The sequence below is a fragment of the Solibacillus isronensis genome (assembly GCF_900168685.1).
GTDB lineage: Bacteria > Bacillota > Bacilli > Bacillales_A > Planococcaceae > Solibacillus > Solibacillus isronensis_A.
In genome coordinates this window covers 303,022-318,076 of record NZ_FVZN01000013.1, presented here as the reverse complement: position 1 = coordinate 318,076, position 15,055 = coordinate 303,022, and the positions used below count along the sequence as shown (strand labels likewise).

The 15,055-nt window shown below is 42.2% G+C and carries 14 protein-coding genes; 12 read left to right on the top strand and 2 right to left on the bottom strand.

Annotation, left to right across the window (positions count from 1 at the left end):
• The first annotated feature begins 569 nt into the window (after positions 1-569).
• The 6 genes from hydA to B5473_RS08155 all read left to right on the top strand — a co-directional run bounded on the left by hydA (position 570) and on the right by B5473_RS08155 (position 7,273).
• Positions 570-1,967, top strand: coding sequence for a dihydropyrimidinase (gene hydA, locus B5473_RS08180; protein WP_079524422.1), 1,398 nt, complete (start codon positions 570-572; stop codon positions 1,965-1,967).
• Between the two features lie 221 nt (positions 1,968-2,188).
• Positions 2,189-3,526 carry an NAD(P)-dependent oxidoreductase gene (locus B5473_RS08175; RefSeq protein WP_079524421.1) on the top strand — a complete coding sequence of 446 codons (1,338 nt, stop codon included), beginning with the start codon at positions 2,189-2,191 and terminating at the stop codon, positions 3,524-3,526.
• 11 nt (positions 3,527-3,537) lie between these two features.
• Positions 3,538-4,821, top strand: a complete 1,284-nt coding sequence (gene preA / locus B5473_RS08170; RefSeq protein ID WP_079524420.1) for an NAD-dependent dihydropyrimidine dehydrogenase subunit PreA — start codon at positions 3,538-3,540, stop codon at positions 4,819-4,821.
• A 115-nt stretch (positions 4,822-4,936) separates the two neighbouring features.
• Positions 4,937-6,418 (top strand): NCS1 family transporter, encoded by a 1,482-nt coding sequence (locus tag B5473_RS08165; RefSeq protein ID WP_079524419.1) that lies wholly within the window; start codon positions 4,937-4,939, stop codon positions 6,416-6,418.
• 19 nt (positions 6,419-6,437) lie between these two features.
• Entirely contained in the window at positions 6,438-6,650 is a 213-nt protein-coding gene (locus tag B5473_RS08160) for a hypothetical protein (protein ID WP_079524418.1), read from the top strand.
• A 167-nt stretch (positions 6,651-6,817) separates the two neighbouring features.
• Positions 6,818-7,273 carry a nucleotide-binding protein gene (locus tag B5473_RS08155; protein WP_079524529.1) on the top strand — a complete coding sequence of 152 codons (456 nt, stop codon included), beginning with the start codon at positions 6,818-6,820 and terminating at the stop codon, positions 7,271-7,273.
• Between the two features lie 465 nt (positions 7,274-7,738).
• Here B5473_RS08155 and B5473_RS08150 read toward each other — a convergent pair whose 3' ends face one another.
• Together B5473_RS08150 and B5473_RS08145 are read right to left on the bottom strand one after the other, a co-directional pair.
• Entirely contained in the window at positions 7,739-7,915 is a 177-nt protein-coding gene (locus B5473_RS08150) for an asparagine synthase (protein WP_079524417.1), read from the bottom strand.
• A gap of 146 nt (positions 7,916-8,061) precedes the next feature.
• A complete protein-coding gene (locus B5473_RS08145; RefSeq protein WP_079524416.1) occupies positions 8,062-8,673 on the bottom strand; it encodes a spore coat protein in 612 nt (203 codons plus the stop codon).
• Between the two features lie 98 nt (positions 8,674-8,771).
• On the opposite strand from B5473_RS08145, the gene B5473_RS08140 reads away from it, so the two are divergent.
• The 6 genes from B5473_RS08140 (at position 8,772) to B5473_RS08115 (ending at position 14,983) form a co-directional block, all read left to right on the top strand.
• Positions 8,772-9,362: a LemA family protein gene (locus B5473_RS08140; RefSeq protein WP_079524415.1), complete on the top strand. Its 591-nt coding sequence runs from the start codon at positions 8,772-8,774 to the stop codon at positions 9,360-9,362.
• 2 nt (positions 9,363-9,364) lie between these two features.
• A complete protein-coding gene (locus B5473_RS08135) occupies positions 9,365-10,195 on the top strand; it encodes a TPM domain-containing protein (RefSeq protein ID WP_254865278.1) in 831 nt (276 codons plus the stop codon).
• Positions 10,196-10,999: 804 nt separating this feature from the next.
• Positions 11,000-11,233 (top strand): glutaredoxin family protein, encoded by a 234-nt coding sequence (locus B5473_RS08130; protein WP_079524414.1) that lies wholly within the window; start codon positions 11,000-11,002, stop codon positions 11,231-11,233.
• A gap of 171 nt (positions 11,234-11,404) precedes the next feature.
• Positions 11,405-12,433: a sugar-binding transcriptional regulator gene (locus B5473_RS08125; protein WP_079524413.1), complete on the top strand. Its 1,029-nt coding sequence runs from the start codon at positions 11,405-11,407 to the stop codon at positions 12,431-12,433.
• Between the two features lie 66 nt (positions 12,434-12,499).
• A complete protein-coding gene (gap, locus tag B5473_RS08120) occupies positions 12,500-13,513 on the top strand; it encodes a type I glyceraldehyde-3-phosphate dehydrogenase (protein WP_079524412.1) in 1,014 nt (337 codons plus the stop codon).
• 285 nt (positions 13,514-13,798) lie between these two features.
• A complete protein-coding gene (locus B5473_RS08115) occupies positions 13,799-14,983 on the top strand; it encodes a phosphoglycerate kinase (protein WP_079524411.1) in 1,185 nt (394 codons plus the stop codon).
• The last annotated feature ends 72 nt before the right edge of the window (positions 14,984-15,055 follow it).

The following is a 15,055-nucleotide window of genomic DNA, read 5'->3' as shown; positions in this document are numbered from 1 at the left end:
CGGGTTTATAGTTTTATTAGAACATTGCCGGCAGATATTAGAAGAAACGGGGTGGATATTTGAAGATCGTGAGGAGATATTAGAACATTGCCTATACATATTAGAACAATAGGACGATATATTAGAAAATCCAACTTTTATTAGAACAAATAAAAATATATTAGAACTTCCTCCGAATATATTAGAAAACTTCCGAGAAAACCTCACTCCTAATAGATACCCGACAAAAACAATACATTATGTTAGAAAAACTTACATAAATATAGAATATTTCCTTACAACTTTTAACCTTTTGTCTAAAATATTTACGGAAAAAATTACCTTTTGTATATTAATTTTAGTCAAAATATTCAGTAAAGTTATGTATATGAAGGATTCGCAAGATATTCAGCGACGGAAAATATTTTTTAAAATTTTTTCCGTTATTTAGATATTATGTTACTAATAGTTACATATAATACTATATATTAAATTATATGCTTAAAAACTAGTAAATATTCTCAAATACTAGATGCACTTTGGTTTTTCATTTTTTCAATAGAAATTACTAGAAAACTAGGAGGGTTCATATGAAAAAGATTATTACTGGGGGAACAATTGTTACTGCTGCGGATACGTTTAAAGGGGATGTGCTGATTGAGGATGGGATCATTACTCAAATTGCAGCAAAAATAGATGATGCGGAAGCGGAAATTATTGATGCGACAGGAAAGCTTTTATTCCCGGGTGGTATTGACCCTCATACCCATCTCGATATGCCGTTCAACAACACGGTAACAGATGATGACTGGCAATCAGGAACAATTGCTGCGGCATACGGAGGAACAACGACAATTATCGATTTCTGTATTAGTGCGGGCTCGCCAACATTGATGGATGCGATCGATACTTGGCATGGCAAAGCAAAAGATAAAGCCGTAATTGACTATGGCTTCCATTTAATGATTGGTGATTTAAATGAACAGCGTCTGCAGGAATTACCGGAAGCATTGGAACGAGGCGGGATCAGTTCGATCAAAGTGTTCCTTGCTTATGCGAAGGAATTCCAGGCGACGGACCGTACGCTATTCCAGGCATTTAAAGTTGGAAAGAAGCTTGGTGCAACAGTTATGGTCCACTGTGAAAACGGATCGGTTATCGATGAATTAGTAGAAGAAGCGAAAGCGAATGGTCAGACGGAGCCGATTTATCATGCGCTTACTCGTCCGCCTGAAGTAGAAGGGGAAGCGACGAAGCGTGCGATTGAGCTGGCAAACTTAGCTGGAGCGCAATTATATGTCGTGCATGTAACGTGTAAAGAAGCGGTTGATGAAATCATTTCGGCACGTAATAAAGGCTACAATGTGTTAGGTGAGACTTGTCCGCCGTATTTAGTGCTTGACCAGACAGCATTGGAAAAGCCGAACTTTGAAGGTGCGAAATATGTATGGTCTCCGCCGTTACGTCCTGTAGAGCATCAGGAAGTATTGTGGAATGCATTGAAGGCGAAGCAGCTGCAAACGATTGGTTCAGACCAATGTTCATTCAGCTTCAACGGCAAGAAAACTTTAGGGAAGAACGACTTCTCAAAAATCCCGAATGGTGGACCGTTTATCGAAGACCGTTTCTCAGTACTGTATTCAGAAGGTGTTGCGAAAGGCCGCATTACGGAAAACGAGTTTGTCGATATGATTTCAACGCAGTCTGCGAAGATTTTTGGGCTATTCCCTAAAAAAGGAACGATCGCGGTAGGTTCGGATGCGGATATCGTATTATTTGATCCGACAGTAAAACGTACGATCTCTGCGGAAACACATCATATGAATGTGGACTACAACGCATTTGAAGGGTTGGAAGTAACGGGTGAGCCGACAAGTGTGCTAGTGCGCGGTGAATATGTCATTCAAGATAAAAAATTCGTCGGACAACTTGGAAGCGGCAAGTATATCCGTCGTGAAGTAAAAGGTTCCACTAAAGTAACTTCATAACAAGGGCGATTACGCTTTTATGTAATTGCGTCCAGATTCATGGGTCAGTCAGCCTTTGTCGCTCGATGCGAGTTTTTAGGCTGACATTAATTCCATTAAAAAATCTGTGACATCCACCGGGGCTTATCTTCATCGGCAGTTGGTGACCATCTGTAGAGCCTGAATGAAGATATCAACAGCTAAAAGTAATAACAAATCAAACTGGAGAGGGTTGTTATGAAATGAGCAATAGTTTAGCGAAGAACTTTGAAGAGATATTTGATGGCTTAACAACATACGCGGCAACTGTGGAAGCGAATCGTTGTTTGTATTGCTATGATCCGCCTTGCGTAAAGGCATGTCCAACGAGCATTAATATTCCGAGCTTTATAAAGAAAATTGCTTCGAATAATATGAAAGGTTCTGCTCGTGTCATTATGGAATCAAATCCGGTAGGTGCAAGCTGTGCGCGCGTTTGTCCAACAATCGAGCTTTGTGAGGGGGCTTGTGTGTTGAACAGTGAAGAAAAACCGATTCAAATTGGTCATCTTCAGCGCTATGCAACGGACTGGCTGCGTGAGTCGAATGTCAATCTGTTTACACCACAACCGACAAACGGCAAGAAAGTCGCGATTATCGGAAGCGGACCGGCAGGGTTATCTGCTGCACGTGAACTGGCATTGCTAGGGTACGGTGTGACGATTTTCGAAGCGGATGAAAAAGCGGGTGGTCTGAATTACTACGGCATCGTTTCATTCCGTCTGCCGCAAGATGTTGTTGAGTGGGAGGTGCAGCAAGTACAAAACCTGGGTGTTGAAATTAGAACGGGCACGAAGATCGGCGAAGATGTATTAGTTGATGAACTGCTTGAAAACTATGACCGCATCATTGTAGCGGTTGGTATGGGGAAAGTACCGATGCTTGGCATTGAAGGCGAAAACCTAGACGGTGTATATGATGCGATTGATTTCGTAAAGGAATCAAAATCTTCATTTACTGATCGGGTGCTGGGCAAAAAAGTGCTAGTTATCGGTGCTGGTAATACAGCGATTGATGCAGCGACATGTTCTGTAAGATTGGGTGCTGAGCAGGTGCAAATCGTTTACCGTCGTACATCAAACGAAATGACGGCATATGATTTTGAATTCGATTTTGCGAAGCAGGACGGTGTTGAATTCAGATGGCTGACATTACCGAAGCGCATTATTGGCGACGAAAACGGTAAAGTGATCGGAATGGAATGCATCAAAATGAAACTGACGGATATCGAAGGTGGAAAAGGGACGTTAACGGAAATTCCTGGTTCTGAATTTGTGATTGAGGCGGATGCGGTGATTCGGGCGATCGGCCAAACGAAGCAGTATGAGCTGATTGAACATTTAGGATTGGCAAATACACGCGGTGTGATTGATGTTGATCACGGTAGCTTAAAGACATCCAATCCGAAAATTTACGCTTGCGGTGATGCGATTTACGGCAACGGGTACGGTGAGGCGACAGTTGTATCGGCGGCGCAGCAAGGCAAAGATTCGGCTTACGCGATTCATTATGAACTAAACGCAAATTCAGAAATTGCATAGGGGGAATTGAAATGGCAGATTTACGAATAGATTTTGCTGGTATTAAGTCACCTAATCCTTTTTGGTTGGCATCGGCACCACCGACAAACTCCGGCTATCAAGTACAGCGTGCATTTGAAGCGGGCTGGGGCGGCGCTGTATGGAAAACGTTGGGCGACCCTATTTTAAACGTTTCCTCTCGCTTTGCTGCTGTTAGTTTTAATGGTCAAAAGGTGGCGGGCTTCAACAATATTGAGCTCATCACAGACCGACCGCTCGAAGTGAACTTAAAGGAAATTTATGAAACGAAAAAACGATTCCCGGACCATACAATCATCGCTTCGTTAATGGTCGAGCCGAAAGCCGAGAAATGGCATGAAATCGTGAAAAGAGTCCAGGATGTTGGGGTAGATGGCTTCGAATTAAACTTCGGCTGCCCACATGGTATGGCGGAACGTGGCATGGGAGCCGCTTCGGGTCAAGTGCCTGACCTGGTGGAAAAGCAGACATATTGGGCGAAAGAATTTGCTGAAGTTCCGGTCATCGTCAAGCTGACACCGAATATTACGGATATTACTGTAACGGCGGAAGCAGCGGTGCGCGGCGGTGCTGACGCAATTAGTATGATCAACACGATCAATAGTTTGGCCGGTGTTGATCTGAACTCTTGGAACACAATTCCGCATGTTGGCAATAAAGGGGCACACGGAGGTTATTGCGGACCGGCCGTAAAGCCAATTGCACTGAACATGGTGGGCGAGTGTGCAAGAAGTCCGTATATCAATTTACCGATTTCCGGGATTGGCGGTATTTCGAACTGGCAGGACGCTGCTGAGTTCATCTTAATGGGGTCGACTAGTGTGCAAGTTTGTACGGCGGCAATGCACCATGGCTTCAGCATTGTTGAAGATATGATCGATGGTTTAAGCAATTATTTAGACGATAAAGGCTTGAAATCGGTTATGGATTTAGTCGGCAAAACAGTACCGAAATATTCGGATTGGGGAGATTTAGACTTAAATTATAAAGTTGTTGCAGAGATCAATAATGATGTTTGCATCAACTGTAATAAATGCCATATTGCCTGTGAAGATACGTCCCATCAATGTATCGATCTGTATACAGAAGATGGCCGTCCAATGTTGAAAGTGCGTGAGGAAGACTGCGTAGGCTGTAATTTATGTTCGATTGTCTGTCCGGCAGAAGGTGCGATTACGATGAAGGAACTTGTTCCGACACAGCCGCCGATGACGTGGAATGAAAGACAGAAACTAATTGCAGGATTTGCTCCGAGCAGTTCAAGTGTTGCGAGGTAGTTGGCACAAATTTTTTAAGGATGAATGTCAGTCTAACAGCGTCGCATCAAGCGACAACGGGTGACTGACCTGCGTCCTCTTTAGACCAAAAAATTGAATAAAGAGAGGTGTAGCGATGTCAGACAGAAAAGACACAAATAGTAACTATTTAAAATCACCAGATTTACTTCCTGTGACACACGAAAACCGCAGTATTAGTATGATGGGCTTTGGCGTCATCTGGGTTGGGATGGCCATTGTACTCGCGGCATTCGCGATCGGTGCAGGAGGAATTGTCAATCTTAGTATGCCGATGCTCATTCTGGCGACACTAGTCGGCTCGATTCTAATCGGGATCTTCATGGTCGTCATCGGGGATATCGGTGTTGAACACGGATTATCGTTTCCTGTTTACATGCGTGCTCCATTCGGAACAATCGGCACGCACTTCCCGTCATTTGCCCGTGCATTTACAGCATCGTGCTGGTTCGGGATCAACACGTATTTCGGGGCATTGGCGATCAATGGTATTCTGAACATTCTTGTCGGCTTTGACAACTGGTTTATCTGTTTCCTAGTATTCGCGACGTTGCAGTTGTTCAACGTATCGCTAGGGATTAAATCAATTGAACGTTTCGCTGATTTCGCTGCACCGGTCATTATCTTTATTTCGATTTGGATGTATTTGCAATTATCTGCTGAAGCGAAAGAGCAAGGCAAAGCGGTATGGTCATGGGTGGAAGCACCGCAAACAGGTTTTGAACAGTTTACGGCATTCATGGTAGTTGCTACTGCAATCATGGGTTTCTGGGCGACATTGGCTGCGGATATGCCGACGCTTTCTCGTCACTTCAAAGCACCGAAAAATGAGCGTAACTGGTTTAAACGAAATAGAACACAATTACTAGGTTCACTAGTAGTTCAGCCAATTTTCAATACACTGATGATCGTCATTGGTGCGGTTTGTTATATGTCGACTGGTTCAGGTGACCCGATCAACGCACTTCAGCAAGCGGCAGGCGGTATTGTCCTAGTAATGCTGTTATCGATGATCGTACTGGCGCAATGGTCGACAAATACTTCTGCGAACGTTATTCCGGCTGCGACGATTTTCTCGAATATCGGCGGACCGAAAGTACCGTTCTGGGTTGGTGTAGTTATTGCCGGTATTGTCGGAACAATTGTTCAGCCTTGGAGCTTGTTCGATATTTTAAATAGCGTACTGCTCGTTGTTGGCGGTATCCTTTCTTCAATTGTTGGTATTTTATTCGCTGACTATTACTTGCTCCGTAAGCGACGAGTAAATGTAAAGGACCTTTATGAGGCGGAAGGGCAATATCGCTATTTGAAAGGTGTCAATGTAGCGGGGATTATCGCTTGGGTAATTGGCGGTCTGATCGCGAATATTTGGCCATCATTCTCTTCACTTATCGGCTTCTTTGTAGGGGCAGCCATCTATTATGTGCTGGCGAAATACTGGTGGTTCAAGAAGTATCCGCAAGCTGAAATCGTGAATCCGAGCGATGATGAGTATTTAGGCATTACAGCGGGACGCAGCTGGGAAATTGACGCTGTTCCAGAACCGATTGGTGTAGAGCAAACAGCTTCCACAGATTAAATGTAAACGAGGTGCGATCATGTCAGAATTTCAGTTTGTAGAAAAAGAAATTCAGCAAATTGATGAACTGCTTGCTGAAAACTATATTATTAAAACGATCGATGAGAATCTGGAAGGAGCTTTCGTTACGTTTATCAATCCAGCAACTCATGAGGAGCGTTTACTGCATATTAAAATGGCAGACACAAGAAAATATTTCTCCAGTAAACTGTTGGAACAATTAAGCAGTTGAAAATTTTGAGTGGCGGGCGCATTTCCTTACGGGATGCGCCTTTTTTATTTCGTGAGAAAATTTATAATAAAGGCATATTTCGACATGGAAACACATATTTTGAATCAGAACAAGTGGATGCACCAGTTGAATCCAGAAAAATTTCTGATCGAAGTGGAGGGTTTCTTATGGGTGAAGGGAAAGGCACATTTCAGAAATGGAGGAAGAAAGTCAACAAGAAGGTGACGACGCTTAGCAGTAAAACGTCTTTTGCGGTCGACCGGTCCAAACTGCGAAAACAAATCAACGGAATTGAAGAAGAAATCAGAGTGCTGAAACAGCAAATCGGGGAAATCGTCAATTTGAACCGCAACAGCCTGTTTTCAGTCAGCATGGTGAATTATCAGCTCGCGCAAATTGAGGCGAAAGAAAACACGATTGCGCAGCTGGAAAAAGATATTGAAGAATTGAATGAGCTGAGTAAATTAGCGGGTGTCGAAGAGGAGGAAATTACGCCCGACATGAAAGCAAAGCAAACGATTGACGATATTACGGCGTCCTATATATACAATTGCGCCAACTGTAATGAAGTCTACGATGAACCGAAAAAGTTTTGCGAGGAATGTGGATATAATATGGATTAAATCGGGCTGAAGGAATTTGGCCTTTAACTTAAGGGGCAGGGGGGTGAGCCAGCGAGAAGCGATTTCTGCTTTACGATATATCACCTTAAAAAGGAGCAATCGTAGAAAATATACTGGGGTTTATACAGAGAGTTCTTTTGAATTTTTCGATGGAAATCCCGCCTTAGTGCGGATAAATAAAAGGCATATTAATATGATATGATTTAATAACATTTAGCACAAACACTGGAATAGCGTTTGTGCTTTTTTAATTGTTCGTTAATTCCAGCAAATATGATTATTTTTGTGGGTATTGTTTTACTCTTATTTAATTAATAATTCTTATAAATATAAACAGCTTAATCCCTTTCTAAGTTGGGGTTAAGCTGTTTTCAGTCTCGAAATAGAAAGGAAAAAAGCTGGCTGTAAAGAATCGTAATGATTCTTTGAGCCAGCTTTTCATAAAAGCAGATAATCCTGCTTTTATTACTTACGATGTTCTACAAGGTCAATTGCCCCTAATACAATATGGGCAAGGCCGAAACCGAAAATGGTATTGGCAATCATCTTGTTCGTACCGATTTTTTGTTTCATTGCATACCCCGTTGCAGTGACAGCTGATCCAAGTACAGTCGGAATTAAACCTTCACGAATATTTTTCATAAAAGCGCCTCCTTCATCGTAGTGGGTGTAACGAGCACCGTTCCTATTGTTTGTACTTCTGCCTGAAATATTTATTGTAAATATTGGATTAATTATTTGAAAATTGAAACTATACAATGATTCATTCGTATAGTTTATTGGGCATACTAGTTAGGCATATTTTTTGCTTGTTCTGCTTGACCGTACATATTGAGCATTGTGCTCATATCCTGTGGTGATAGTTGTGGTACTTGGTAATAGCCTTTTTTGTTTTGATACAGTGAAAGTTCGTAGGCCATTTCGATGCAGTTTGGTACTGAATCTTGCAGTACACGACGAACAACAGGGTTTGTGCTTTCTAAAGCAGCTACTGTTTTCCCTGAAGCTCCCATTTTATGAACGCTTAGCAAGAAGCCTGAAATAATCGCATCATTAATTTCACTTGCTGAAGTGATCGGTTTTTTCGGCTCACCAGGTTTGATGCCATAAATTGTATCGTTCCCCATGTTCATACTGTAGCTGCGTGTAGGGTGTTTTGGATCATGACCTGTTTTAAAGGCTTCCATCGTAATATTGTACTCATCAAGCATAAAAGCGTACTGACGATCCAAAATAGATAAAAGCTCGCTATCTTGAATTTGATCGCGAAGCAGGACGAATTGGTTTAATCCGCCGATCATCGCGCTTAGTACTTCATGTACATCCAGTATTTCATGGGCACCATGATTTGTTGAAAAAGGCATTTGATTGTCTTGAGATTGGGATGATTGGGTAAACATGAATTAGTAACCTCCATAGTAAGATATTTCGTACGCTCTTATTGTGGAAACGAACAGTATTTTTATACGCATTTTTAAAAAAAGAGAGGATGGGGCAAATGTTTAAAAAAAATGAACAAGGAAGTGCCGTATTAGTCGCCCTTATTGCAATTGTTGCATTGATTGTCATTGCGGCTATGCTTGTCGTGCCAAAATACAACAAACTTGTTACAGGTGAAGAAACGGTGGATGCCGCATGGGCACAAGTTGAAAACCAGCTGCAGCGTCGATTTGATTTAGTGCCGAACTTAGTAAATACGGTCAAAGGTTATGCCGAACACGAGGAAGAAATTTTCACACAGATTGCAGATGCCCGTACACAATACGGGAATGCCAATACAGTAGAAGAAACGGCGGACGCAAATAATGAGCTGTCTTCTGCATTAGCCCGTTTACTCGTTGTAGTTGAAAACTATCCGAATTTAAAAGCGGATGTACAATTTACACGTTTAATGGATGAACTGGCAGGGACAGAAAATCGCTTAACAGTAGCGCGTAAAGATTACAATGACACGGTTCAGCAGTTTAATAATGATGTTCGCCGCTTCCCAGGAAACTTAATCGCGGGCATGTTCAGCTTTGAACAAAAAGACTACTTCGAAATTAAAGAAGGTGTGGAAGAAGCACCGGCTGTCGATTTTGGTGATTAATGATGGGAGTAATGAAGGAGTCGGCAATGACCGAAGCTTCGAAAAAGGGGGGACTGTATGTGAGATTAATGGTATCGCTTCTTTTATGGTTAATACTCGTACCACTCCAAGCGATGGCAGCCATACCAGAAAAACCGGCCTACAATTCTTACGTGTACGATTATGCAAACGTTCTGTCCGATGATGTGGAACAAAACTTGATCCAGTCGGCAAAAGCGCTCGAAGGTTCAACGGGAAATGTCATTGTCATGATGACTGTTGATACGATCGATGGAATGGATGCGTTTGAATTCGGTACAGAGACGCTGCGCAGCTGGGGTATCGGTGATGAAGCGCTCGATAACGGTATGCTTATCTTTGCGACAACCGAGCAAGGGCCAGGGCAAAATGATGTATGGATTACGGTCGGCGGCGGTCTTGAAGGAGATTATCCGGACGGGAAAATTGGCAGCATGATCGATACGTATATGTTGCCATATTTAAAGAATGATGATTATACAAATGCATTCGCCAGTATCTTTTCCGTTTTATATGAAGAAATGGGTGGTGAAGCAGGCGGCGCGGATCTAGTACAGCCTGTTGCGTCAAATGATGATGACGGGATTTCAATCGGCTTCATTATATTGATCATTATTATTTACTACATCATTACGAAGTTCGGTGGTGGCGGTGGCCCAGGTGGACGCCGACGCACAGCACGCCGAGTATACCGCACTGGCGGTTTCGGTGGTTTCGGAGGCGGCGGCTTCGGCGGTGGTGGCGGTTCATCGGGCGGCTTTGGCGGCTTCGGAGGCGGCGGCTCATTCGGCGGAGGCGCGGGCAGGAAGTTTTAGGTTGAGGTTTAAGGACGGCATCTCACTTTTTGTGGTGGGGTGCTTCTTTTGTACCGTGGTTTTCTAATAAGTTGGTGAGATGTTCTAATAAACTGGAGAAAGTTCTAATAAAACGCGGATCTTCTAATATAAGTGGCCGATGTTCAAATAAGTGGTGGGGATCTGCTAATAAGGGGTCGAGAACTTCTAATATGTCAGTCGGATGTTCTAATATATCGGGGAAAGTTCTAATAAAAGCGGCAGAACGTATTTTTTAATATGGGTTCGCGAAGTTTTTGCCAGGTTTTCTAATAAGTTGATGCGTTGTTTTAATAAACGGTCGAGAACTTCTAATAAGTTAGCCGGTTGTTCTAATATAGGCGGGAATAGTTCTAATAAAAGCGGTAGATGAAAATGATGTGGGCATTTTCTAATAAGTATCCGCGATGTTCTAATAAACCCGGAAAAGTTCTAATATAAAGCCGATCTTCTAATATAAGTGGCCGATGTTCAAATAAGTAGCCCGGATGTGCTAATAAGTGATGGAGAACTTCTAATATGTCGGCCGAAAGTTCTAATATAGCGTAAAAAGTTCTAATAAATCCCCAGCTGATGGAATGAGTTACGCATTTTTTAAATGCGGTTGCGAAGTTTTAATGAGGTGGTGTAGCGGTTTTCTAATAAGTTGGTGCGTTGTTCTAATAAGTGGTCGAGAACTTCTAATAACCCACCCGAACCTTCTAATAAACCAAAAAATCTTCTAATAAATCCCCACCACCCCCACCCAAACTTCGCTATAATAATAAAAAAAGGGGGGAACTGCCAATGATCATTAAATTTTATTCGAAACCGGACTGCGGACTTTGCGTCGAAGGACTTCATACGTTAAAAATTGTGCAGGAGGATATCGACTTTACGATTGAGCACTATAATATAGAAGAAGACGATGAAGCGCATGAAAAGTATATGCTGATAATCCCGGTTGTTGAGTATAACGGCGACGTTGTGCAATGCGGGCAGCTTGATTATGCGACATTGTACGAGGCGCTGGTGGACTAGTCATCGGTGCCTGTTCGCTATTTTTTGTTATAAATTCGGTCATATAAGTTGCAAATCACTTCAAGGCGATCTATAATAAAGACAGAAATTATTTTTTTTACCCCATGTGGGACATAAATTATTTATGTGGGACATATATTGTCCAACAGGATAAATCGGGTAGGTGGTTTTTTGACGGATATTTCATTTTTTGCAGCTGAGCGTAAACTAATGCCTGAAATTGATGCTCTTTTTCAAAAAAGATTTAGAGTTTTACAAGCAATTGCGACATTTAGCCCGATTGGTAGACGTGCTTTAGGAGAGCAGCTACAGATGACAGAGCGTGATATCCGGAATGAAACAACGGTCCTGAGCGAACAGCAATTGATCTTGATTCAAAAAAAAGGCATGATTTGCACGCCAAAAGGGTATGAAGTAATAGAACAGCTTTACGAACTGTATCGTGAGCTTTCCGGTATTGTAGCGATGGAACAGCAGCTTACAAACATCTTTGGCATCGCACGTGTCATCATTGTGCCAGGTGATGCCGAACAGGATGAAACGGTAAAGCAGCAGCTCGGTAAAGTTGCGGCACAAGTATTACAGCAAATCGCAACTGCGAAAGTCAAAATTGCGGTAACAGGCGGCAGCAGTGTTGCATCGATGAAGGAATATTTATCGGATGTCCCGGTGCTGAGCGACGCGAATTTTATTGCGGCACGCGGTGGTATGGGTGATGAGATGACATTCCAGGCGAATACAATTGTTTCGAAGTTTTCAAAAAGATGCGGGGCAACATACCGCACATTGTTTTTGCCCGAGCATTTAAGTGAGCAGGCGTATGAAGCGATGAAGGATGAACCGATTATTCGGGAAATGATTACACTTTATGAACAGGTGGATATCGTTATTCACGGAATCGGGGCAGCACAGGAAATGGCGCTTCGTCGTAAAAGTTCACAGCAGGAGCAGCAAATACTTGAAGAAAAAGGCGCGGTTGCCGAAGCATTTGGCTACTATTTCAATGCAAATGGTGACACGGTTCATCATCTTAGGACAATTGGAATCCAGCGTGATCAAGTAAACAAAGCGAAGCATGTTCTTGCCATTGCGGCAGGCAGAAATAAGGCGGCTGCGATTCAGGCGTATTTTAAAAATGCCGCATCGCAAACGATTTTGATTACAGATGAGCAAACCGCAAGTACAATTCTTGAAAATTAAACATGTTTTTAAAAGTATGATTTTACACATACTATTTTAATAATAAAGTTATTGGAGGAATTACACATGGCATTACAATTAGCAATCAATGGATTTGGACGAATCGGACGTTTAGTATTCCGTGAAGCAATGAAGCACGAGGAATTTGAAGTAGTTGCAGTAAATGATTTAACTGACGCTGGACAGCTTGCACATTTATTAAAATACGACTCAGTACATGGAGTGTATGATGCAGACGTTCAAGCAGAAGAAGATGCATTTATCGTAAACGGCAAACGTATTCAAGTGCTTTCTGAAAAAGATCCTGCAAAATTACCATGGGGTGAACTTGGTGTAGATGTAGTTTTAGAATGTACTGGTAGATGGCGTTCAATGGAAGAAGTATCAAAACATATCGAAGCAGGCGCGAAAAAAGCAATCCTTTCTGCACCAGCAAAAGGCGATATGCCAACATATGTAATGGGTGTTAACCACGAAGATTATGACCCAGCACAAGATGTTATTTCAAATGCTTCTTGTACAACAAACTGTTTAGCACCACTTGCAAAAGTGTTAGACGAAAAATTCGGTATCAAACGCGGTATGATGACAACAATTCACTCATATACAAATGACCAACGTATCCTTGACTTCCCGCACTCTGACCCACGTCGTGCACGTGCAGGCGCGGTATCAATGATCCCGACAACTACAGGTGCAGCAATCGCAGTATCTAAAGTATTACCACAATTAAAAGGCAAACTAGACGGTTTCTCAATGCGTGTTCCAACACCAAACGTTTCATGTGTTGACTTAGTTGTTGAATTGGATAAAGACGTAACTACAGATTCAATTAACGCAGCATTAAAAGAAGCATCTGAAGGCGAATTAAAAGGCATTCTTGCTTACAACGAATTACCATTAGTATCAATCGACTACAATGGTAACCCAGCTTCTTCTACAATTGATGGTTTATCAACAATGGTAATGGAAGGTCGTATGGCGAAAGTAGTTTCTTGGTATGATAACGAAATCGGCTACTCTACTCGTTTAATGGATTTAGCTTTATATATCGCTAAACAAGGTATCGAAAAAGCATAATAATCCCTCTAAATGTGACATACTTTTTCGGAATTAAAGGAAAAGTGTGTCATATTAAAAGGAAACGGGCATAAAAAGTATAGCCTTTAATACATGTAAACCTTATAATAAATAAGGGTAAAAGAGCGGCAGGGACTCACCCGGACCGCTCTTTTTTCGGATATAAGGAAAATATACAAAACAGAGGCGATACCAAGACAGTCTTATCGAATTTTGTTACTATTTTAACTAGCGAGTATACGATCCACAATAATTGACGAACGACTATGAAGGAGGATTTTCAGTATGTTTTTAAAGAAATCAATGAACGATGTAGATGTAAAAGGAAAACGCGTATTTGTGCGTGTCGATTTTAATGTGCCAATGGATGAGGGCCGCATTGCCGACGAAACGCGTATTCGTGCAGCTATTCCAACAATTGAACAACTAGTAAACGCTGGAGCAAAAGTAATTTTAGCTTCACATCTTGGCCGTCCAAAAGGCGAAGTAAATGAGGACATGCGCTTAACAGCAGTCGGCGAGCGTCTTTCGGAATTAATGGACAAGCCAGTTAAAAAATTGGATGAATCAACTGGTTCAGATGTAGAAGCAGCGGTTAACAATATGCAAGACGGCGAAATTATCCTGCTTGAAAATGTTCGTTTCCATAAAGGCGAAGAGAAAAACGACGAAGCATTGGCAAAAGAGTTTGCGAAATTAGCGGACCTTTATGTAAATGATGCGTTCGGCGCAGCTCACCGTGCACATGCTTCAACAGAAGGTATCGCAAAACATGTACCGGCTGTATCAGGCTTGTTAATGGAAAAAGAGCTGGACGTACTTGGTAAAGCATTATCAAATCCAGAGCGTCCGTTCACAGCAATTATTGGTGGAGCGAAAGTTAAAGATAAAATCGGTGTTATTGAAAACCTATTGGATAAAGTGGATCACCTGATTATCGGTGGCGGTTTAGTATTTACATTCGTCAAAGCGATGGGTCACGATATCGGGAAGTCACTCTTGGAAGAAGATAAAATCGAGCTGGCAAAAGGCTTTATCGAACAAGCGAAAGCAAAAGGCGTACAACTGCACATGCCGGTTGATGCTGTCGTAGCAAACGAGTTTTCTAAAGATGCTGAAACTCAAGTTGTGGCAATCGATGCCATTCCATCTGACTGGATGGGACTTGATATCGGACCGAAAACGGCTGAAAACTATGCAGAAGTCATTAAGCAATCAAAACTAATCATTTGGAACGGACCAATGGGTGTATTCGAAATGGAAAAATTTGCAAATGGTACGAAAACAGTTGCGAATGCAATGGCAACAACAGACGGCTACACAATTATCGGCGGCGGTGACTCAGCTGCAGCGGTAGAAAAATTCGAAGTCGCTTCGAAAATGGACCATATTTCAACAGGCGGCGGTGCTTCATTAGAGTTAATGGAGGGTAAAGAATTACCGGGAATTGTTGCGTTAAACGATAAATAAAACGTTAATAGGCTAAAATATCTGTGACTACAGGATGTTAGTTGTTTGGAGCGAAGGCGACGACTCCACCGG